General features: G+C 38.4%; 18 protein-coding genes and 1 CRISPR repeat array. Of the genes, 17 read left to right on the plus strand and 1 reads right to left on the minus strand.

The window, feature by feature from the left end; genetic code table 11:
• The 12 genes from HNQ82_RS00005 to HNQ82_RS00060 form a co-directional block, all read left to right on the plus strand.
• On the plus strand, nt 1–503 hold a 503-nt coding region (locus HNQ82_RS00005), incomplete at its 5' end, for an RNA-guided endonuclease InsQ/TnpB family protein (RefSeq protein WP_183246112.1).
• 172 nt (nt 504–675) lie between these two features.
• Complete coding sequence (locus tag HNQ82_RS00010) at nt 676–1,875, plus strand: CRISPR-associated protein (protein ID WP_183246114.1); 1,200 nt, start codon at nt 676–678, stop codon at nt 1,873–1,875.
• An 11-nt stretch (nt 1,876–1,886) separates the two neighbouring features.
• Complete coding sequence (cmr1, locus tag HNQ82_RS00015; protein ID WP_183246116.1) at nt 1,887–2,768, plus strand: type III-B CRISPR module RAMP protein Cmr1; 882 nt, start codon at nt 1,887–1,889, stop codon at nt 2,766–2,768.
• Nucleotides 2,765–4,369, plus strand: a complete 1,605-nt coding sequence (cas10, locus tag HNQ82_RS00020) for a type III-B CRISPR-associated protein Cas10/Cmr2 (protein ID WP_183246118.1) — start codon at nt 2,765–2,767, stop codon at nt 4,367–4,369. Before cmr1 ends, cas10 begins: the two co-directional genes overlap by 4 nt.
• Nucleotides 4,366–5,490, plus strand: a complete 1,125-nt coding sequence (cmr3, locus tag HNQ82_RS00025) for a type III-B CRISPR module-associated protein Cmr3 (RefSeq protein WP_343053331.1) — start codon at nt 4,366–4,368, stop codon at nt 5,488–5,490. The genes cas10 and cmr3 overlap by 4 nt, the downstream gene beginning before the upstream one ends.
• A gap of 1 nt (nt 5,491) precedes the next feature.
• Entirely contained in the window at nt 5,492–6,379 is an 888-nt protein-coding gene (cmr4, locus tag HNQ82_RS00030; RefSeq protein ID WP_183246120.1) for a type III-B CRISPR module RAMP protein Cmr4, read from the plus strand.
• Nucleotides 6,380–6,384: 5 nt separating this feature from the next.
• Complete coding sequence (cmr5, locus tag HNQ82_RS00035; protein ID WP_183246122.1) at nt 6,385–6,771, plus strand: type III-B CRISPR module-associated protein Cmr5; 387 nt, start codon at nt 6,385–6,387, stop codon at nt 6,769–6,771.
• 4 nt (nt 6,772–6,775) lie between these two features.
• A complete protein-coding gene (gene cmr6 / locus HNQ82_RS00040; RefSeq protein WP_183246125.1) occupies nt 6,776–7,933 on the plus strand; it encodes a type III-B CRISPR module RAMP protein Cmr6 in 1,158 nt (385 codons plus the stop codon).
• 127 nt (nt 7,934–8,060) lie between these two features.
• Nucleotides 8,061–9,551, plus strand: a complete 1,491-nt coding sequence (locus HNQ82_RS00045) for an HAD-IA family hydrolase (RefSeq protein ID WP_183246128.1) — start codon at nt 8,061–8,063, stop codon at nt 9,549–9,551.
• 20 nt (nt 9,552–9,571) lie between these two features.
• Nucleotides 9,572–10,555 (plus strand): DNA-processing protein DprA, encoded by a 984-nt coding sequence (locus HNQ82_RS00050; RefSeq protein WP_183246130.1) that lies wholly within the window; start codon nt 9,572–9,574, stop codon nt 10,553–10,555.
• A 26-nt stretch (nt 10,556–10,581) separates the two neighbouring features.
• A complete protein-coding gene (locus HNQ82_RS00055; RefSeq protein ID WP_183246132.1) occupies nt 10,582–11,889 on the plus strand; it encodes a tetratricopeptide repeat protein in 1,308 nt (435 codons plus the stop codon).
• A complete protein-coding gene (locus HNQ82_RS00060) occupies nt 11,849–12,361 on the plus strand; it encodes a hypothetical protein (RefSeq protein WP_183246134.1) in 513 nt (170 codons plus the stop codon). Before HNQ82_RS00055 ends, HNQ82_RS00060 begins: the two co-directional genes overlap by 41 nt.
• Before the next feature lie 198 nt (nt 12,362–12,559).
• A CRISPR array of direct repeats spans nt 12,560–14,220; the repeat unit is 30 nt; unit sequence GTTTGTATCGTACCTATGAGGAATTGAAAC.
• 39 nt (nt 14,221–14,259) lie between these two features.
• Here the strand turns inward: HNQ82_RS00060 and HNQ82_RS00065 are convergent.
• Complete coding sequence (locus tag HNQ82_RS00065) at nt 14,260–14,883, minus strand: thermonuclease family protein (RefSeq protein WP_183246136.1); 624 nt, start codon at nt 14,881–14,883, stop codon at nt 14,260–14,262.
• A 311-nt stretch (nt 14,884–15,194) separates the two neighbouring features.
• On the opposite strand from HNQ82_RS00065, the gene HNQ82_RS00070 reads away from it, so the two are divergent.
• The 5 genes from HNQ82_RS00070 to cas4 are packed head-to-tail and all read left to right on the plus strand — an operon-like array spanning nt 15,195 to nt 21,881.
• Nucleotides 15,195–17,156, plus strand: a complete 1,962-nt coding sequence (locus tag HNQ82_RS00070; protein WP_183241075.1) for a TIGR02556 family CRISPR-associated protein — start codon at nt 15,195–15,197, stop codon at nt 17,154–17,156.
• Nucleotides 17,157–17,180: 24 nt separating this feature from the next.
• Entirely contained in the window at nt 17,181–18,116 is a 936-nt protein-coding gene (cas7b, locus tag HNQ82_RS00075) for a type I-B CRISPR-associated protein Cas7/Csh2 (protein ID WP_032100149.1), read from the plus strand.
• Nucleotides 18,117–18,131: 15 nt separating this feature from the next.
• Nucleotides 18,132–18,866, plus strand: coding sequence for a type I-B CRISPR-associated protein Cas5b (gene cas5b / locus HNQ82_RS00080; protein WP_006320564.1), 735 nt, complete (start codon nt 18,132–18,134; stop codon nt 18,864–18,866).
• A 46-nt stretch (nt 18,867–18,912) separates the two neighbouring features.
• Nucleotides 18,913–21,384: a CRISPR-associated helicase Cas3' gene (cas3, locus tag HNQ82_RS00085; RefSeq protein ID WP_183246138.1), complete on the plus strand. Its 2,472-nt coding sequence runs from the start codon at nt 18,913–18,915 to the stop codon at nt 21,382–21,384.
• Nucleotides 21,372–21,881 (plus strand): CRISPR-associated protein Cas4, encoded by a 510-nt coding sequence (cas4, locus tag HNQ82_RS00090; protein WP_032100147.1) that lies wholly within the window; start codon nt 21,372–21,374, stop codon nt 21,879–21,881. Before cas3 ends, cas4 begins: the two co-directional genes overlap by 13 nt.

Below are 21,881 nucleotides of genomic sequence, written 5' to 3' on the forward strand. Positions count from 1 at the left end.
GCATGCAAAGACAAATATCACGAAAGTACGAAATGAATAAAACAAAAACAGAAGGAGGTGAATTCCGTTACAGAAAAACGGAAAACATCAAGAAAATTGAATTCCTTGTTTTGAAAAAACGCCGAAGGCTAAAAAATATACAACTTAACTATACCCATCACATCACAACGACGTTGGTGAAAGCCAAGCCAACGTATGTCGTGATGGAAGACTTGAACACAAGTGGCATGTTAAAAAATCGCAAGCTATCGAAAGCGATTCAACAACAAACATTCCACGAGTTTAAGCGGCAAATGACGTACAAATGTGCATGGCAAGGTATCGAGTTGATCGTCGTAGATCGCTTTTATCCGTCAAGCAAAAAGTGTAGCCGTTGCGGTCATGTGAAAGACCGCCTTTCTTTATCGGAACGGACGTACCGTTGCGAAGTGTGTGGGTTACAAATGGATCGCGATCTCAACGCGAGCATCAACTTGAAACAATATGCCGAATCCATGATGTGACATGACCATGTACCCATACGTTAGTGGGGAAGTAAAGTCTTCGGAGCGCCAAGCAAACGAGAGTAGCTTTTTGCGAAATCGGGCGCGATGAACAAAGAAGGAAACGAAAACTTTATAAATAATGAATAGATGATTTATAAAGTTTTGTAAGTTTTCTGTAACGGGAGAACCGATGTATCAAACAATTGTTATGACATGTGGTGTATCGTCATTAATGAGAACAAATGTGTTTGGAAAAAGAAAAGAAAATTTGCTTCATAAGTTGGGAATGAGCGAAGGAGAATTTTCTCAATTGCTTAATAAACACACCGTTTCTGAAGAAATAGATAGAGCGATTTTGAAGTGGATAGATGAAATGAAACGACATTTTAAAGAAGTGAAAGAAACCCCAAATTTTGTAAGTGCAGAATATTCGATGATGTATGAACTACAAAAACAAGGGAAATTAGGGAAACATCCACGTGTAGAACTTATATTGACAAGTACTGTTGGTGGGAAAATTGTGGAGCGATTGCTTAGCGCTTTGTTTAAGGAACATTTTTCTGCAACGGTTGGATGCTCATATGTGAATATCGACGTAACTGAAACGAAGCGAATGAATCGAACGTTAGGGGAATATATGCAAACAGTCGGTGAAAAGTTGTCGCAAGGAGAGCCATCATCCACGTGCTTTGCTCCCATTGGTGGATATAAAGTAATGACGTCACTTGGATATATTGTTGGTTCGTTTTTAGGTTATCCCACCGCTTATTTACACGAAAATAGTCAAATTATGCACGAAATCCCTCCTATTCCGATTCATCTTGATGAGGGGTTTGTACAGAAGCATATTGCTCTCTTAAGACGTTGTCAGCGCCATATTGTATGTATTGATGAACTATCGCATCCAGAAAAACAAGTCATTTCAGCTTATTCATCCATATTCCAACAAGAAGAGGGCTACGTCTATTTGACGCCTTTCGGTGAATTTTTGTTTGAACATGAAAAATATAAACATTTATTGGATACAAAATATTTGGCAACGAAACAAGTAATAAAAATGATGGAAGGAAACAAGAAGTTTGTTGTAGATCAACTTAAACAATTTGTGAAAAAACTAAAGTATGAAGAAGGAATCATTTTTAATTTACAACATGAAAAAGAATTCGAGAAACTCGATCAAAAAAGGGTAAAATTTTATTTATATAAATCATCTACTGGGGACGTGTTCCGTCTCGCTTATCAGTATGATGAAAAAGAAGATGTGCTCTTTGCCAATTATTTATGGTTTGATCATAATCAATACGAAAGAGAAGCAGCTGTTGGAATTGGACTTTATGAACAGCATTCTGAATTTGAGGATATTACAAATATAATCGTTGGACATAAGTGAGGGGAACGATAATGAATCATTCAGCCATTTGCAAACGGTCATATGATATGCAACTAATTACCCCCCTCGCCATGCATGGGGCGAATCCGAAGCAACAGGCGGAATTTCGCATCGCATCGTGGCGTGGTGTGTTGCGGTATTGGTGGCGAACACTTCAGGAAGAATTTAATAAGGAAACATTGCTAAAAAAGGAAGAGGCATTATTTGGTGGGACGATGATGGAAAAGCAAAAATCACCTGTTGCTTTTGTGCTAGAAAAAGAGATGGTGAGTGCAAAAAAAGAAAATGTGCTTCCACATAAACAAGGGACTGCTGTTCCAGCGATTCCGAGCGGCTGCTCTGTAACGGTGACGATGCAAGCGCGCAACCGCCATGAACCGTACGTACACACTTATGATTTGTATGTGCAATATATGCTTCATCTTGCTGGTATGGGACAGCGAGCACGGCGCGGATTTGGTGCAATGCAATGGACGGAGCACAGATGGGAAAGCGTTGCTCAATTTTCGGATAGTTTACAACAAATTCTTCAACAGTTGCGCGTAAGTGATGCGTTTACGTTTTCACATGAAGGATGTGTAGTAAAACGAAAAAGGGATGTAAAAACAAGCTATCCGGTATTGTCAGCTGTTTGGATTGGGAAAGGAGAGCAATCTCCACAAAGTATATTAATCAAGTTCGGGAAAGCATCGCACGAAGCGAACGGTCGAGGGGATCTTGGATGCGTGCGCCCGAAAAAATGGGCTTCGCCGTTGTGGTGCACCGTAAGAAAAATGGGTAGCTTATACTATCCAATTATTACAGAAGTGAAAGCAAATGATGAACGATATACGAATAAAAACTATGAGCGTCAACGAGACGAGTTTTTGAAAATAGTCGGGGTGAAATTATGACGAACCGCCATGTCGTGATTTTTACAATTGGTCCTGTGCAGTCATTTATCGCTTCCGCGCGAAGAACAGAAGATTTGTGGAGCGGAAGTTACATTCTTTCTTATTTAGCACGGGAAGCGATGAAAGCGTTGTATCAAATGGATGAAACAACGGAAATGGTATTTCCGAAAGTTTCGAAAGAAGAGTTAAATAAGCCAAATGTAAAAAACTTTCATATTGCGTCCATTCCGAACCGTTTTACTGCGATCGTCCAAGGAAGTGCAGAGCAAGTGTACGCTCGGTTAAAGGAAGTGGAACAAAGCGTACGCAACATTTTTACGGACTTTTGTTTTCAAGCGATCGAAGAAGTGTTTCATTCTTTAAGCGACGAAGAAAAAGAAAAATTAAAGCGCTTAACCGAAAAGCAAATTCGCTCATTTTTAGAAATATATTGGGTAATTGAACCGTATGGAGATGAACCATTTAACAAGGTGCGAGAGCGGGCAGAGAAACGCCTTGGAGCGTTAAAAAACGAAAAAACGTTTGAATATGTGCCGCAAACAAGTTTCGTTTGTACGATTTGTAAAGAACGAGAAGCGCTTTGTCTTGATGACATTCATCCGAATGATCGGTACGGTACGATTAAGCAAAAGTTAGTTAAGACGTGGAGTAGACGCGCTTACGAGTACAGAGAAAACGAAGAAAAACAAACAGGAAAAATTAAAGATTCAGAGTTTTTATGTGGCGTTTGTTTAGGAAAACGAGCAGCTCGCTCTTATTTTGAGGAGAAGTTTAAACAAGCAGGAGCGAAATTTCGCTCATTCCCTTCTGTATTGGACATCGGTCACGGAAACTATTATGCCATCATTATGATGGATGGAGACAACATGGGAAAATTGTTTAGCGGCGACAAAGAACATGCGTATAGTGAAGTGAGTGAAAAACTTGCGCGTTTTGCGCAACAACATGTTCCACATATTGTCGAAAAACATGATGGCAGGCTCGTTTATGCGGGCGGAGATGATGTGCTTGCGTTTGTCCCTGTTGACAAAGCGTTAATAATCGCAGAACAGTTACGCTTTGCATTTAGCGATCAAGAAAAGGGACTTGGCAAGGAAGCAACCGCTTCGTTTGGCGTGATCATCGGGCATAAAAAAGCACCACTTCATATGTTGCTTGATGGGGTGCGCAAATTAGAGAAAAAGGCGAAAAGCTACCGAAAAGAAAAAGATGCGCTCGCTCTTTCGATTTATATGGGAGCAGGAGAAATTTTAGAAACGGTGTTGCCATGGAAAATTGAACATGAAACAACGTCGCAATTATTACTAAAATTCGTCGACTTGCTTCATACGACATTATCATCGACGTTTATTTATCGCTTTTTAGAGGCATTTTCCCCGTTATTAGAGCAAGGAGGAAAGTGGAAGCAAAACGATATGCTCCGTCTCGAGCTTTATCGTTTATTACACCGCTCGAAGCGTGAAGGAGCTAAACATGTCGATGTTCGTCCATACGTCGAAGATTTAATGAAATTGCACGACGTAGCAAAAACAGGATATGACTTTTTATATTTGTTAAAGATGTTGACGTTTTTTAGAAGGAAGGAGGGGGAGAAAAAGTGAGATTGTCATTACAACCAATTGACACGTTTTTTTTCAAAACACATCACGTGACAGAAGCAGGGGAGCATACGGTGATGGAATCGATGTTTCCACCGCGTCCAAGCACCGTTTACGGTGCGTTGCGCGCAGCGTACATTCATGCTCATACGTCGTTTGACGAATTTGCACAAGGGACGAATGAACAGGTGCGTCTGTGGATGGGGACACCAGAGAGTTACGGAGAGTTTCGTCTCCAATATTGCACGCTATACCGAAATGAGCCGTTTTTGCCGCTACCGCTTGATTATCAATTGATCGAAGAAGACGGTAAACTATCAGCTCACTCTCTTCAACTATCAAAAGACCATAAATTATCATCTATTTCCAATCCGTGGCGTTTAATTGCGACAAAACGAGCGAAGACGAAAGACGCGAAACATCATTGTGTAAGCATGACACATTGGAAACAAGCGTTGCTAGATGGAAGAGAAATGACAGACATTATCTCGTTATCTTCCATCGTTATTCCGGAAGAAAAAGTGGGCATCCAGCTTAACACATATGCTCGGACAACAGAGAAAGGCCAACTATATCGTGCGACGCATTACCGTTTTCACGATGGATGGGAGCTTGCGGCATATGTTGAGAACGCCCCTGATTTTTCAAACGTTTCGTTTGCGCGCATCGGTGGAGAAAATCGTCCATGGGTCGTGCAGCAACAAAATGATTCGTTCTCATTGTGGAATGAAAAGGAAAAAGAAAAAATAGCAAGTCGCATTCGTCAAACGAAAAAAGCGAAAATCGTATTTCTTTCCCCTGCAATTTTCGCAGGTGGCGCTCGCCCGCGCCAATTTGACGGAGAATATGTAACGTTACCGAACGGACTCAAGGTGAAGTGGCTAGCAGGCGCAATCGGACGTCCAGAGCTTTACGGTGGCTGGGATATCGTTCGTCACCGCCCGAAAGAGCGCATGCCGATGATTCCGGCAGGTTCTGTCATTTACGTGGAAATCGACAGTGAAGAACATATTCCACGTCTTATGGAACTAGCAAACGGTATGCATTTTACGGATGAAAACGCACACGAAGGGTTTGGTTTCGCTATGATTACAAGCGCAAATGAAAGCAAGGAGGAGTTATAACATGTATTCAATCGTACAACCATTTTTATTGCACGCAGTTACATCGGTTCATGCAGGAAGCGGAAGTGAAATTGGATTAGTCGACTTACCGATTCAACGCGAAAAACATACAGGATTTCCGAAAATTGAAAGTTCTTCCTTAAAAGGAGCGCTTCGCTACCATATGAAGCTTTCCGCAAACGGAAACAAAGACGAAGAAAAAAAGTTAGAAATTATTTTTGGTGGAGAAAAAAGCGATGAAAACAATACGGTCGCGAGTGCCACAGCGTTAAGTGATGCGCGCATCCTTCTTTTCCCTGTCAAATCGATGCGCGGTGTTTTCGCTTGGGTGACATGCCCACAAGTGATTCAACGTTGGAACTATGAGATGAGCATGCATAAAAAAGACGCCCTTGCTCTCCCTGTTCCGAAAGAAAATACGTGCAGCACAACGAAACTGCTTGTTGGAAAAAGTGAACTCGTGCTCGAAGAATATACGTTTTCTGTTCAAGTGGATGAAAATACAAAAGCGATCGCTCAACGAATTGAACAATGGCTCGGGGCGCACGTATGTATCCCTGTTGTCGATCGCCTCGTTGTGTTGTCCGATGATGATTTTGCTGACTTTGTTCAATTGTCAACAGAAGTCAATGCGCGCATTAAAATTAATGACGAAACAGGAACAGTGGACGAAGGGGCGCTTTGGTACGAAGAAAATGTGCCCCCAGAAACAATTTTTTATAGTTTTTTATATGTCGGCAATCCGCGCAAAAAAGACGAGCGTGTAAAAGATGCCGAACAAATTCATACGTACTTAGTAGCTGAGCGCAAGTTTCCAGAAGTATTTCAATTAGGTGGAAATAGCACATTAGGACGCGGAATGATGAGAACGATTTGGCTAGGGGTGTGAGAGGGATGAAAACGACACGTGTTGGAATTGAAAATGGCCGTGCTACATTTGCGTTTGAGGCAGTAAAAAAAGCGAAAGAAGGCGGAGTGAAAGATTTTAAGGCGTATCGGTCTTATGTGAAAAAAATGCCTTCGCTTATTCAAGTGAACGGCTTTGGACAAGCGCTCGCTTTTTGTTTTCAAAAAGGGAAAGAAAAAGAATATGGTGCTATTTATAACACATTGCGAGATTGGTTAAAAGAAAAGTATAAAGGCAAATTCGAAGACAAAGAGTTTGTCGAGGTAGTGATCAGTTTATCAAGTGCTGAATATCGTGCATGGACGATGGAAGCGTTAGCGTTGTTAAATTGGATGCGCAAGTTTGCAGACGGCATGGCAAAGCAAGGAGAGTGAACTTATGAACAAGCGTCACCCCGCAAAACAACAAGTACGAGAAGAAAAATATTTTCTTCCAAAGGATACGCATGCGATTTTTCGCGCTGCAAACGATCAGCAACTAACCCATTTAGCTTATCGTTTACATTATGGGCTATCTCATGAGTTTGATGAGAAAAAAGGTTGCTATAAAGTGGCGAAACGTCTTCCTGTCGTATCCATTCATCCAGACGTTCAACAAGTGGCGAAACAAGCACTTCTTCATCGTGAGCGTTCGTTTGTTTCTTTTGCGCATATCGCATCTGTTCGGAAGCTCAAAGCTACGCCTGTCGGAAAAATGGTTCACGGGCTCGGTGCCGGTCACGTTCGCGAAACGTCGCTAACGATTCATCCAACGTACGGGATTCCATACATTCCAGCGTCAAGTTTAAAAGGTGTCGTGCGGCAATGGTGGATCGAAGCGTACGGGGAAGGAAAAGAAGCCGCAATCGAACAGTCTAATGAAGCAACAGCGATTTTCGGTACACAGCAACGACGAGGTTGCGTGCAGTTTTACGACGTTTATTTAGTGAATGGGTTGCAACTCGTTCCAGAAGTAATGACGGTGCATATGAAGAAGTACTATGAAACAAAAGGTATGCCGACAGATGATCAATCTCCGACACCTGTTTCGTTTTTTACAGTGAAAGTGACGGACGTCGACATTTATTTATCTTGTTTACATCTTGAGCAGCAGGCGGAGCAGTTGTTAAAGACAGCAACGGAGTGGACGATGCGGGCACTTGAGGAATTAGGAATTGGCTCAAAAACATCGTCAGGATATGGCTATTTTCGTAACGTGCGCGACGTGACAGAACAAGAATTTCTTCCGCTTATGAAGCAAGCGAAAGAGCAAATCGAAAGCGAGATGCAAAAACAACAGCAACAAAAAGAAGAACAATACCTCGCTTCTTTGTCGCCGGAAGAACGATTAGTCAAAGAAATTGAACGATTAACAACAAACGAACAAGACCAGCAAAAAAGCAAATCGGAATTGTACAAACAAGTCATTGAAACGAAAAATAAAGATGCTGCTCGTGCGCTGAAAGCATATTGGGAAAAAATCGGCGAATGGAACGTAAAGCCAAAACAAAAAAAGCAATATGAGAAAGTACAAGCCGTTCGTGCATTGCTAGAATAGTTATCATGACATGCCATCGCTCTCTCATAGAGATGCGGTGGCAGTTTTATAGTTTTATGCAATACAATTTCTTTCTCTGGTATTTTTTGACTTTATTAAAGTAGGAATTTTTTGAGGGGATATGTTTATGGCGTATGAAGCACTTATGTTTGATCTTGACGGTACGTTAGTTGATACTTCAGCAATAAAAACGTGGAGAGAAAAAAGATTATGGCACGAGTGTATACGGCATTTCCGCTTTACTCGTTTCAATCCACATGTACGTTTGTTATTAAATAATATACAAAACAAAAAAATTGGAATTGTCACAAATGCTCCGTACATGTATGCTGAACCGCTTTTAAAATATCACGGTATTCGTTATGATGCACTTATTTCCTATGAAAAAAATCGAAACAACAAACCATATCCAGATCCATTATTTCGTTGTGCCCAACATATGAATGTTCACATTAAACATTGTATATACGTTGGAAATGAAGCGATCGATATTGCAGCAGCGAAAGCAGCAGGCTGTACATCTGTGGCATATGTGAATACATATAGTGAAATCGAACAATTGCTTGTTCATATGCCTCATTTGATCATTAATAATTTTTTAGATTTACAGCATATACTAACCGAAGAGAAAGAGATGAAGAAAACAGCTCAAAAACGTTTTGAACAGGCATTAGAGGAAAAACACAAGGGGAATGGCTCGGGATATTTTCGCTATCTCAGAGAGGCAAGCGATCAAGGACATGGACTTGCACAGTATTATCTTGCTAAGTTGTTACGCAAAAACCCCCATCTTCTTCACGAAGGGAAAAATGTACACGACTTGTTGTGGAGTGCTGCAATGAAAATGATACCAGAAGCCATTTTTGAACTTGGTCAATTGTTTGAAAAGGAAAATGAATGGGAGAAAGCAAAACATTTTTATCGTGTTGCTGCTCATATGGGTTACGCTCCCGCACAATATTTTTTTGCAAAGATGAAATTACGAACTCCGTTTTCACACATGAAATTGCATATTGCTTATCATTGGATAAAAAAGTGTAGTGAAAAACTTAACCAAACTCTCCCTCTTTTAAACCAAGTGGAGAAAATTGTGCAATTTGAAAACGACCTAAGACAGCATTTCCACTATGACAAAGGAAATGAAATTTTTTTTATATGCAACTACCTTCCAAACGAAAAATATAAAGATGAATATTCTATGCGTATATTAGGTGTAAAGGAACGGAAGCAGGCGGATATTGCCTATTTTTGTGAGCGTATTTCTCCTCTTATTTCAGACGACATCGTAATATGTTGCTTTCCTTCTTCAGATCATCGTAATATTTTGACAGGCATACGTGAAATTGCTCAATTTGTTGCACAAGAGAAAGGGATAGATGGCACGGATTGTCTCGTTAGATGGAAAAGCCGTGAGAAAAGTTCTTATGGTGGAGAAAGAAATATACAGTCACATGTGCAAACAATGAAAGTTTTTAAGCGAGAAAAAATTGTGGGAAAGCATGTGCTCCTTTTAGATGATGTTACAACATCAGGAAGTTCACTTCGGGCGGGTGAGCAGTTACTTCTTGAATCAGGTGCCTTATATGTGACAAAACTTGCCCTCGGAAAAACGAAATGAGGATAAGGAAGGGGAACGTCATGCGAACATTATGGTTAGCTTTCACATTTGTTCGAGGCCTTGGGGCAAAAAGAATAAAGAATATATATGATACGATGCCACAGTTAACGGAAAATTATTTTCATGATGATGAACAAAAGCATATATTAATGAAAGTGATTAAAAATAAAAATATTTTAGATGTTTTATTTCATGAAAAAACAATGAAAGAGTATATAAAGCAAGCACAAGAAGTAATATGGCATCATCAAAAGCAAGATATAAACGTCATTACAATTGGAGACGAGTATTATCCAAAATTATTGAAAAAGCTAGATGATCCTCCGATTGCTCTCTACTGTAAAGGAAATATTGAATTATTACAAACATCTGATCATATTGCTATCGTCGGCACACGCCATCCAACGGAAATCGGGAAAAAGTTTGCACGAAGGATTGCAGAAGTATTTGTCGAAAAAGGATATTGTATTGTTAGTGGGCTAGCTATAGGAATTGATACGGAAGCTCATATTGGTACGTTAGATGCGAAAGGAAAAACCGTTGCCGTTTTAGCAGGTGGTCTTCATTCAATTTTTCCAAAAGAAAATACAAATTTAGCACACCGAATTATTGAAAATGGGGGGGTGCTTATATCCGAGCAAGCGATTGGATCCCCAGCATTTCGAGCTGCATTTGTACAAAGGGATCGCATTCAAAGTGGATTGTCTTTAGCTGTTTGTCCAGTACAGACAGATATCGAAGGAGGGACACAAAACACCATTCAATTTGCACGCAAACAAAATCGCTTATTGTTTTGTCCTGTTCCAATTGAGAATGTCCCAGCAACTCGTGGAATTTTTAAACTATTAGAAGAAGATGCTATTCCTTTGAAGACTTCAAGTGATCTGCCCTATATTATACAAAATATTGAAAACAAAAAGGTTGAGCTACTTGAAGATAATAAACAAAGTAGCAAGCCGATACTTAACTGCAAGACAGTTGAGCAATTAAATTTGTTTGACTAATCTTCCGGAAAGGATATGTTTTTTGTATGGTCAGTCAACTTGATGAAATGATCAAACTTATTAATGCTGGAAATTTACAAGAAGCAAAAAAACAGTTTTGTGAAAAAGCTAGTTCATTGAGCAAATATGATTATTTTAAACTGTCAAAACATTTATCAGAACGTGAATACCACTTGGAAAGCATGAGCGTGCTAAAAAAAGGTTTAGAGTATTTTCCGAAAAATGAATATCTTATTCGGAGTCTCGTTCCTAAAGTATATAAGCATATTATTCGTCGTTTTTATAATGAAAAGCATATTCCAGAAGAACAATATACAGCAACAATTGAATATATTGATCGTATATTAGAAGAAATGAACCGAGGGGAGTACAGTTATATTTATTTAAGACATGTGGACTATTTACTAACAAAACAAAACGTAAATAAGGAGATAGTCTTAGCTTATTTACAGCGTCTCAAAGGATTTCCGTTAAGCAAAGATGCTTATAAAAATGGAGAACAGTCGTTTCCATCCCCATATGAAAAGTGGGTGACGAAAACGGCAAAGCTTCAGTTTGAATTAAAGCAATACACACGATGTATAGAGACCGTGAATGAGGCATTGAAAGCTCCGATTTCTTGGCATTATCATAACGATATTTGGCTTTTACGATTAAAAGCGCGTTCTTTGTGCTTTCTTGGAGAAATAACCGATGCGGTTCGCATATATGAAGAATTGTTACTTAAACATCCAACGTGGTTTATGTATCGGGAAATGGCTGAGTGTTATGAAAACATAGGAGAGCGACAAAAAGCGTTGTATTATGGAGCGAAAGCTTGTTTAAGTCGTGATGCTGAGCCAATGAAATGTGGAAAGTTATATACAATGATGTATGAATGGCTTGTTGAAAGTGAGGAGTATATGGCGTTTGTACATATAGACTATATCATTCAAGTCTATAAGGAAAACGATTTTCACGTAGATGAAAAAACGAAAAAATTACATGAACGCATATGCCAAAAATACGAGCAGCCAAAAAACATTCGTCAAACGTTAGAAAGGTTTTGGTTTCATATCATTGAGAGGATAATACCACGACACGAAGGAACGATTTGTAAGCTTCTTCCTAATGGGAAAACAGGATTCATTGAATATGGCAATAAGCAAAAAATTTATTTTAAAAAATCTGATGTACGTTTTCCAAAGAAACTTGTGCAAGAGGGAAAAAAGGTGACGTTTTTTATCGAAGAGTCGTTTGATTTTGCGAAAAATCGGCGTTCGCAAATCGCACAATATATTTGTGAGGTGAACGATGAAGAACATTGCCCCAAAAGCATTCCAATGTCCAAATGACTTGTTTCATGAAATTGAAAAAAGATTGCACACGCATGAGTTAGTTATATACTCTAGAAAAGATCATCCATATCATTTTATTTTAGAAGTGGGAACGAAAGAGAGAAAAATTGGTAGAATAAAGTGTCATTACAATAAATTTTTTCGTTGTACATCTGTGGAGATGATTGATGCTATGGATGACATTTATCCTTTGCTTGTTCAGCTGTTTCCAATAAAAAAGATAAAGGATAATCAAGTCGATGAACTTGCTCGTTATTTAATAATTAACTACCATTTCGAAGTTCATATTATTCATCGTGATCGTGTAAGAACATGCTACGAAATTCGTTTTAGGGATCAGTTCATTTGGGTAAATATAGAAAACAAACATGAAAATTCATGCACATATGTACAAGGTGATTTGGATTTCTTTGACGAAGTGTACCATATTTATATTGACTTTGAACGTATCATAAGACAAACACAGTAAAATCCACTTATTGTGAATTTCTTCACAACTGTCGTCGACCCCCAATCGTGCAAAAACCCCGGGGGATCGACGACAGTTTGTATGTTGCAATTTTTTCAGTTGTATCAACGGATATAGACTATTGACTGAATTTTCGAATGTATGTATAATATCAATGTATAGCTTTTCCATGTGTTGATTTATCAACATTTTTTTGGGGTTTGTATCGTACCTATGAGGAATTGAAACATTGTATAGCGCTGATCTGGCCGTTTTCTGTATAGAAGAGTTTGTATCGTACCTATGAGGAATTGAAACTCGGGTCAATAAAGAAAACTATTTTGAAGTTGAAAACGCGTTTGTATCGTACCTATGAGGAATTGAAACTTTCAGTATCGCTGAATTAAGCCGTTTTCACTTACTCCCAGTTTGTATCGTACCTATGAGGAATTGAAACATCGTATTAAACGCGGAGATACATGTACGATTGAAGCAGGTTTGTATCGTACCTATGAGGAATTGAAACTCAATCTTTTTCAAGCGTTCAAAATAAATCGGCATCGGTTTGTATCGTACCTATGAGGAATTGAAACTGATACAACAAGATTGCTGAAAAAAATGTCGAAATGGTTTGTATCGTACCTATGAGGAATTGAAACACCCACGGCGCAGGACAATTTTTTCTGGTGATGTCATGTTTGTATCGTACCTATGAGGAATTGAAACGGACTTGACTTAGACACGTTGATTCTAATCATTCTGTTTGTATCGTACCTATGAGGAATTGAAACTGTTCTGCGACGACTAAAAGGCCCTTCTGCCATCCGTAGTTTGTATCGTACCTATGAGGAATTGAAACGCGAATACAATCGTGTATTCGCCGTCCGCAACCCATTTCGTTTGTATCGTACCTATGAGGAATTGAAACGATGCTTGCAATCGGAAGAGGAGGTAGCTAGGTGGATAGAGTTTGTATCGTACCTATGAGGAATTGAAACATTTCGATACAACTTTTTGAAGCGTGAAAAATCCTTGTTTGTATCGTACCTATGAGGAATTGAAACCTAAAAATTTCATTTTTACTTCCTCCTTTGTTTGTAAGTTTGTATCGTACCTATGAGGAATTGAAACAAGTTATCTTCTGTTGTTTTTTCTATTTGTACTTCAACCGTTTGTATCGTACCTATGAGGAATTGAAACACGACGAAAGATGGCTTCTCTTTCGTCGACTTCTCCTGCGTTTGTATCGTACCTATGAGGAATTGAAACATGAAGATTTTTCAATAATTGGAATGAGAAATCTCAATGGTTTGTATCGTACCTATGAGGAATTGAAACTATGAATGGGTGTGGATAGATGACGAAGCAGGCCAAAGCGTTTGTATCGTACCTATGAGGAATTGAAACTCGCTAATTTTCCGCTCAATTTTTCTGAAGGTATGGTTGTTTGTATCGTACCTATGAGGAATTGAAACGTGCAGAGGCGTACAAGCATTGGGCTGTCCTGTTGGAGTTTGTATCGTACCTATGAGGAATTGAAACTCCACTCCGTCACGATTTGTAAGAACGCTTGTGATTTTTGTTTGTATCGTACCTATGAGGAATTGAAACAAGGCAATGGCTGATATATTTGATAGCATTTCGGATGTTTGTATCGTACCTATGAGGAATTGAAACCGCCCATCTTCTAAATTTTTCAATCCGCTTTTCCATTCGTTTGTATCGTACCTATGAGGAATTGAAACCCATACCAAACAACATTCCACGCAGCATACCCGATTTCCGTTTGTATCGTACCTATGAGGAATTGAAACGCAGAAATGCAATATTCGCTCGCACGAGATGAAGAAATTTGTATCGTACCTATAAGGATTAAAAAAGCTGTTCCGAAGTGTTGTTCGGAACAGCTTTTATGTTGTTTATACGTTCCAGAGACCTTTCTTTTGTTGGCGTGCTTTTCGTTCAGCCTCAAGAAAACGTTGTTGATACTTTACATTTGGTTGAATCGTCATCACACGTGCGTATCCGTCTTTGACGAGCGTTTCGTTGTAAAGCTCTTTTCCAATCCAAACGTATGCTAGGAATCTGCCGTATTTATCTTTTATTCCTACATCGAACTCAAGTGTAACTGTTTGATTAGTCAATCGTTTTTTTGTGTAATTAGATGCTTCTTTTCCATATTTCTCGACTGGTTTTTGAGGATGGACGGTTTCTGGTGTATTAACCCCAATGAAACGAACTCGTGACGTTGCGCCGTTAGAGAAGCGTACATCGATCGTGTCGCCATCTACTACACGAATGACTTTTACGATATGTTTTGAGTTCACACGAATAGTAGGGACACTCGTGGCTTTACTTTTTTGGCGAATAATGTTGCCATTTTTATCATGATAATGATACTTTCCCGTTTCTAGCCCCCATTTTTCACAATTAGTTCGACAAGTATGTCCACCATTTGCATCTGTTTTTCCTGGATGGGCGTATGCGGAAGAAGTAAATAAAAAAATGAAAGCAATGAGAAAAGAAAATATGGCTCTAAACAAAATGACTTCCTCCTTCGTCCTCTATATTTTTTGCTCCCGTTCCTATTATTTGTATATTTAAATATTATGTCAAGAAAATGAAGAAGATAGATGGATATTTGGGAGCTTCTGATTTCGAATTTATTAATATAATGATTGAATATGTCATGTTTTAAATTATGAAAATTTATTGAAATTTAGTTTTATTTGACAAAAAACGACAACATTTTCTTTTCTTTTTCGGTAGAATCGTTACATAGGATGAGATATAAAAATATCTTTTTAGACAAAATTTATTTTTATGCTATTTTGCACTGAAGTAGGTGGTTGCTATGATTAAAACTATTTACTCTCTAGGTCATAAGTATATGATCGATGAAAATCCTTCTATAGTACAAGCTATAACGTTACCGCTTGAAAAGCCGGATGATACTATAAAATATGCCGTTATCATCGATCTGTCACTGCAAACGAAAAAGGTTCAACTGTCCCTAAAAGAGATCGGATCATCTACTTCTACCGATCTCTTGTGGATCGGAACAGCAGATGGAGCAGCAAGCCCGCAGTGGTACGGTACTGTAAGAAACATCGAATATTTACTAGGACAAACAATTCCGAACTTACTTGAGCGCTGGGATCGAGAAGACTCTTATTATCGTCTTCTAAAAGAAGCTCATCAATTGTTCTTTCTTGATCTTGGCGCTACTAAAAAATCAGATGAGAGATATCGTTATGTGTTTAATCCAATCTATATTGGCGGTACGTTGACGGAAGTAGACGGAAAAAAAGCAGTTAGTGAGGTAGCTAAGCAGTTTCAGCATTTTGTTGAAAAAGAAGCACACGTAAACAGCAAAGATGTTCTTTTATATTCTTTAGCTATTGATGGCAAGCTTATTGTGAAGCAACCAGAGTACGAGAGATTGGTGATTTCTGAAAAGTTTAGTGTATTTAAGGACGCAGAAGAAGGTATATGTGCGCTTACAAATAAAAAAGCTCCTGTTACGGGCGAAACTACAAAATTAAAGTTTAACTACTACATAAATGATAAAATCAGCTTTGCGAGTGACTTGGATAAAAAATCGTTTGTAAAAAATTTATCAATTTCCAAAGAAGCCTATCAAGCAATTATGGCTGGGGAAGCATACATCCTTAGAGATTTTAACACCCGCTTTAGTGGCCTCCCTTGCTATATTATCCCAGACTTTTTATATGATGTTCCATTTGCGAACACACCTCTCCAAGACATTAGTGAACGTATCCGACGATTCATTCGTACAGTGAAAACAGTTGAGACAGCAGAGTTTTTGTATAGAGATATTGAAGATTACAAGTTATTTGAAGAGCAAATGGATAATTATATTTCTCTACATTTTCTTTTTTATACAAAATCGAAAGCTTCTCTAAAGATTAACAAACTGATATCCGACGTCCCTTTGACTTATCTACGAGCTCTGGGGAGAGGAATGAGAAATGTTGAAGATATTGGGCGTCGCTTTTTTAGTAGTGGAAAATTTAATTTAGGGTTAGATGCTATTTATTATTTAATTCCAATGCGTACCCAACGAGGAGAAAACTTAGAAAAACGAAAAATATTGTATGTTTATGAGTCTTTGTTAACAAATAAGTCTATTTCTTATCAATGGCTTGTCACGCAATTTGTGCAATTGGCTAAAGTTCATATGTATGCAAATTACGACCTTTATCAATATAATAGCAAAAAAGAATATAATGATTTTCAACTTATCGATTCGATGATACACGCACAGTTATTTTTGAAGCTCTTGTACAGGCTTAATTTAATAAAGGAGGGAAGAGAAATGACAGGTATTTTATATGATTTGCCTGATGCAGAAATGGCGGAATATATGGAAACGATGAACTATATGACTGCACAAAGAGCGTTATTTTTGCTCGGTTATTTAATTGCTCGAATTGGGGCAGAACAGGTTAAGAGATCTAACGAACGGTCAGAAGCTCTTGGACAAGCTAGAGCAGGGAAAACAGCGAGTAAACCTATTTTATCAAAAATTAATTACCATGGAATGAACAAGCAAAAAGTGATGATGCTTTCTACTGAAGTGTTTGAAAAACTTCGCCAACTGAAAATTGCGTCTTTGTATAATGAGTCGATTTATGCAGCGCACAAGCATTTACTAGATGTAGCACTACGGGAAAAATGGAGTTTGTCAGATCGTGAAAGCGTCTTTTATTTACTGTCTGGTTATGCTTATGGAACAAAACGAATTTTAGAAAACGCCAAAAAAGGCAAGACAGAATTAGATAATGAAGAATAATGTCGAAAGCGAGGAGAAGATGCGATGAACAATAGTGATATTTTATTTCTTTATGATGCGAAATTAACAAATCCAAATGGTGACATTGATGAAGAAAACCGTCCACGCATGGACTATGAACGCTCGATAAACTTAGTAAGCGACGTTCGATTGAAGCGCTATATTCGTGATTACTTTGAACAAATTGGGAAAGAAATTTTTGTAGGGAAAGTGGATGGGGAGACGGTAAATGCGACAGAACGGATTAAACGTTTATTTGAGAAATACGATGGTAAAGTAAATATTAACAAATTATCAAAAGAACAACAAACATGGATGCTTGATCAATTGATCGACGTTCGAGTATTTGGAGCAACAATGCCATTGAAATCTGAGGATAAGGGAAGCTCCATGACTTTTATTGGTCCTGTTCAGTTCAACTGGGGATATTCATTAAATAAAGTGACGCTTGTGGAGTCAGCAAGTATTACTTCTCATTTTGGCTCGGATGATAAAAACGATGGCGGCAACATTGGAAAAGATTATCGTGTATACTACTCGTTTTTAGCATTTCATGGGGTAATTAGTGGTCATCGTGCAGCACATACAAGGCTTACAGATGAAGATATTCATCTTTTTGACAAGGCGGTTATCAAGTCTATTCCATTAAGTGCGACTCGCAGTAAAGTCGGTCAGTATCCACGCCTATATGTACGTGTGGAATATAACTCTCCGGAATTCCTTGTAGGGGACTTGCGAGATTTAGTGAGTTTAGCAGAAACAGAAGGATTGCGAAGCATTTCAGAGGTGCAACTTCATGTGGATGCGCTAGTAAACAAGTTGTTAGAAGTGCGTGATGAGATTGCGTATATTCATTACTGGCAGGATTCTAACTTATTGTTAAGTTATGAAGGGCTGCAAGGAAAATTGGTTGATCTTATACCGACTGAGTTGGCTGATAAGCTTGTTTCAGTGTTGTAAAAAAGGGTGACATTTATGAACATGCTTATTTTTGATTTGGTTGGGAAGATGGGACATTTTCGAAAGATAGATACGAACTCATCTTCTCTATCATATTTTTTTCCGCCGCGAACAACGGTTATAGGAATTATTGCGGGTATTTTAGGAATGGAAAGAGATAGTTATTATGAGCAGTTTTCAGAGAATCAATGCGATATCGCACTTTCTGTACGTACTCCCGTCCGGAAAATGGTTCAAACAGTAAATTATATGCTAGTAACATCTAAAAGTCATCTCAACAATAGTAAGGGGCATACACAAATCCCACTTGAGTTTGTTTTACCTAGGAAAGAAGAAGTACATTTGCGATACCGCATTTATTTTTCACATGATGATTCGTTTATTTATGAAAGTGTGAAGAAGCGAATACAAGAAAATCGCTATATTTATCCTCCATACTTGGGACTTTCTGAACTTATTGGGCAATTGGAATGGATTACCGAGGTGGAAGGGGTACAAAATGAGGCAGGTAGGTTAGTGCCGATTCATTCTGTTGCTCGCGTTTCCCAGTTACGTGAACGCTCAATTCAGCTATCTAATGAAATAAGGATTGTTAAAGAGTTCATGACTCGCCACTTCACAAAGGAAAGAATGATTCAAGAAACCGATTACTATTTGTTAGAGCAATCGCGGCAACTAGTAGCTACTCCCGAGGTACCGTATGTTACTGTCATGTACGGTGGGGAAAAAGAAAACGTGTTATTTATGTAGCGCAGCGACGTTCGAATTGCTGCGCTATTTTTAAGGGGGCGAAAACATGTATCTATCCCATACAAACCCGGATAAACAATTAGTTGTTCATTTATGGGAAGTGTATGAGTATTCGAGTGATATGCTGAAGCACGTGCCGTTATCCGAAGAAAATCGGGAAGTATTGCTATATATCAATAAGATTGTTTCTTTGACTCACGATTTTGGCAAATACTTATCCTATTTTCAAACCTATTTAAAAAACGGAGAAACGCAAGGGGACTTGCATCATCATTCATTTATTTCTGCTTTGTTTGCAGCTCACCTTTTATGCCGCTCAAGTTTCTTGGTAGCTTCTTGGTCTGAATTTGCTCCATTATTAGGATATTTTATAATTATGCATCACCATGGGAATCTGCGCGATATAGCATTAGATGTAACAAAATCACGAGATATTTATGAAGATAGTGTACAAGACTCTCTTCGCTATCGTATTCGTATTTTGAAGGAGCAGATTGAGGATGTAAAAAAACATGTATCAGATATCACAAAGGATCTGCGTCCGCTATGGGAGAAGTTATGTGTCCCTCTCTCGTTGGAAGAGGAACTTCAAGACTTTACGCGGGACTACGAAAAAAGCTTTGATGAGGTATACCGTCAATACTATTTTATTAAGAAGAAAAGGAGAGGAGAGGTAACGGATAATTTATACTACTATACCTTATTGCTATATTCAGTACTAATTAATGCTGATAAACTGTCAGCTGCAAATATTAAAAGACAGCCACGTGTCCACATTCCTTCAGATCTTGTTGATCAATACCGTAAAATCCATTTCAATACAGAAGTAATAGAAGGGACGAATGGATGGCGCAATCGAATGTACAATGTTGTAATGGAGCGACTCCAATATATTGCGAACACAAAGCCAGAGCAACGATTGTTTACACTAACGGCACCAACTGGCGCAGGAAAAACATTGTTGTCGATTTCAGCTGCTTTGAAATGGAGAGAATATGCCGAACAGCATGAAGGCTATACACCAAAAGTTATTTATGCATTACCGTTCACAAGTGTTATTGACCAAAACGAGAAAGTCATTCACGATCTGTTAAAACAATTGGAGGATTTTACATGTAACGAACAGCGATATCTTGTAAAGCACCATCATTTGTCTAATTTTCAGTATCGTACAAATAATGAAGAATTACCTGTTAGGCAGGCACTGTTGTTGACGGAAAGTTGGGAAGCTGAGTTTATTGTAACAACATTTGTGCAATTATTTTATACATTGATCGGTTATGAAAATAGAGCACTAAAGAAATTTCATCAAATTGCAGGAGGCATTATTATTCTTGATGAAATACAAAATGTACCTGTTGAATACTGGCCTCTGCTTCGCTCTGTATTATACAAAATGGCTGAATTATTTAGTTGCAAAATTTTATTACTAACAGCTACACAGCCTTTAATTTTTCCAAAAGATGAGACAATAGAGCTTCTAGAATCTGACATGATAAAGCCGATTAACTTCTTTAAGGAAATGGAGCGTGTGGAGCTTCATCCGTTTAGAGGAGAAAGAGGATTTTGTAATGTGGATGAATGGATTGAACAGTTTCAACTTCGATTTGAAGAGGGAAAAAGTTACTTATCCATTTTTAACACGATTAAAACGTCAATTGATGTATATGAACGATTAAAAGGTTGGCTAAAACAGTACGGCTATCATGTGATATACCTTTCTACTAATATTGTTCCTTACGAACGTAGGCAACGGATTGAAACAATGAAGCAACTTTTAAAAGATAAGAAGAAGGTAGCTGTTATTTCTACACAAGTAGTCGAAGCTGGAGTAGATGTTGATTTTGATATTGTTTATCGTGATATAGGTCCAATTGATGCTATTGTCCAAGCTGCAGGTCGCTGTAACCGGAACGGAAAAGCAAGGGAGTTTGGCAAAGTGTATATTGTTCCGGTAGAAAGAAACGGAACTTTAGAATCGCAGTACGTATACGGATCTGTTCATACGAAAATTGCAAAAGAATCGTTGCCGAAAGAGACAGTTTCAGAGCATCAATTTTTTGGTATTATTTATCGGTATTTTGAGAGTGTACAAAATGCTAAATCATTTACTGTATCAGAAGGGATTATACGGGCGATAGAGGGATTGAGATTTGATGCAAAAGAAAAGAGCGAGTTCGACTATGTATCAGACTTTCAACTAATTAAAGATGTTCACCAGGCAGTAGATGTATTCGTTGAAGTAGATGAGCAAGCAATGGCTATTTGGGAAGAGTACATTTCAACGGTAATTGAAGAAAAAGATTTAGAAACAAAACTTGAAAACTATTTACACTTGAAGAAAGAGGTACGTCAGTATGTCATTTCTGCCCCAATCCAGCTTGTGAAAAATTTAGATCGTGACTTGTACGAGAAAACTCGAATGCTCCGATTACCAAATGACATATTAAACCAATATTATCATTGCGAATATGGATTAATTCGCTCAAGTGAGATGGTGGATGCATGGACTATGTAATGGATGTAAATGGTACACATATTTGGTATTACTTTATTTGCAAGCGTGAAGTCTGGCTTATTGTGCACCAAATAGCAGCTGATCAAGAAGATGATAACCTTGAAATAGGGCGGTTTATTTCTGAAACAAGTTATCAACGTCAGAAAAAAGAAATAATCATTGGAAATATTAAAGTGGATCGTGTACGTCGTGAAGGGAATACACTTGTTGTCGGTGAAGTGAAAAAATCATCCACTTATGAAAAAAGTGCATATTATCAACTCTTTTATTATCTTGATACACTTCGGAAAATGGGAATAACAGCTCAAGGAGAGCTTTTGTTTCCAAAAGAGAAGAAAGTGGTTAAAGTGGAATGGACAGAAAAAGGGAAGCAAGTATTAGAAGAAGCCATTGCTGATATTCGCAGCATCGCCCGTTCACCTGTACCTCCAGAGCCGAAAAAGATCGGATTTTGCCGTAGTTGTGCTTACCGAGAATATTGTTGGGCGGAGGAATAG

This window comes from Anoxybacillus tengchongensis (assembly GCF_014201585.1).
Lineage (GTDB): Bacteria > Bacillota > Bacilli > Bacillales > Anoxybacillaceae > Anoxybacillus > Anoxybacillus tengchongensis.

Coding starts and splice junctions, on each gene's coding strand:
- HNQ82_RS00010 (WP_183246114.1), top strand. CDS start 676: ATGTATCAAACAATTGTTATGACATGTGGTGTATCGTCATTAATGAGA.
- cmr1 (WP_183246116.1), top strand. CDS start 1,887: ATGAATCATTCAGCCATTTGCAAACGGTCATATGATATGCAACTAATT.
- cas10 (WP_183246118.1), top strand. CDS start 2,765: ATGACGAACCGCCATGTCGTGATTTTTACAATTGGTCCTGTGCAGTCA.
- cmr4 (WP_183246120.1), top strand. CDS start 5,492: ATGTATTCAATCGTACAACCATTTTTATTGCACGCAGTTACATCGGTT.
- cmr5 (WP_183246122.1), top strand. CDS start 6,385: ATGAAAACGACACGTGTTGGAATTGAAAATGGCCGTGCTACATTTGCG.
- cmr6 (WP_183246125.1), top strand. CDS start 6,776: ATGAACAAGCGTCACCCCGCAAAACAACAAGTACGAGAAGAAAAATAT.
- HNQ82_RS00045 (WP_183246128.1), top strand. CDS start 8,061: ATGGCGTATGAAGCACTTATGTTTGATCTTGACGGTACGTTAGTTGAT.
- HNQ82_RS00050 (WP_183246130.1), top strand. CDS start 9,572: ATGCGAACATTATGGTTAGCTTTCACATTTGTTCGAGGCCTTGGGGCA.
- HNQ82_RS00055 (WP_183246132.1), top strand. CDS start 10,582: ATGGTCAGTCAACTTGATGAAATGATCAAACTTATTAATGCTGGAAAT.
- HNQ82_RS00060 (WP_183246134.1), top strand. CDS start 11,849: ATGAAGAACATTGCCCCAAAAGCATTCCAATGTCCAAATGACTTGTTT.
- HNQ82_RS00070 (WP_183241075.1), top strand. CDS start 15,195: ATGATTAAAACTATTTACTCTCTAGGTCATAAGTATATGATCGATGAA.
- cas7b (WP_032100149.1), top strand. CDS start 17,181: ATGAACAATAGTGATATTTTATTTCTTTATGATGCGAAATTAACAAAT.
- cas5b (WP_006320564.1), top strand. CDS start 18,132: ATGAACATGCTTATTTTTGATTTGGTTGGGAAGATGGGACATTTTCGA.
- cas3 (WP_183246138.1), top strand. CDS start 18,913: ATGTATCTATCCCATACAAACCCGGATAAACAATTAGTTGTTCATTTA.
- cas4 (WP_032100147.1), top strand. CDS start 21,372: ATGGACTATGTAATGGATGTAAATGGTACACATATTTGGTATTACTTT.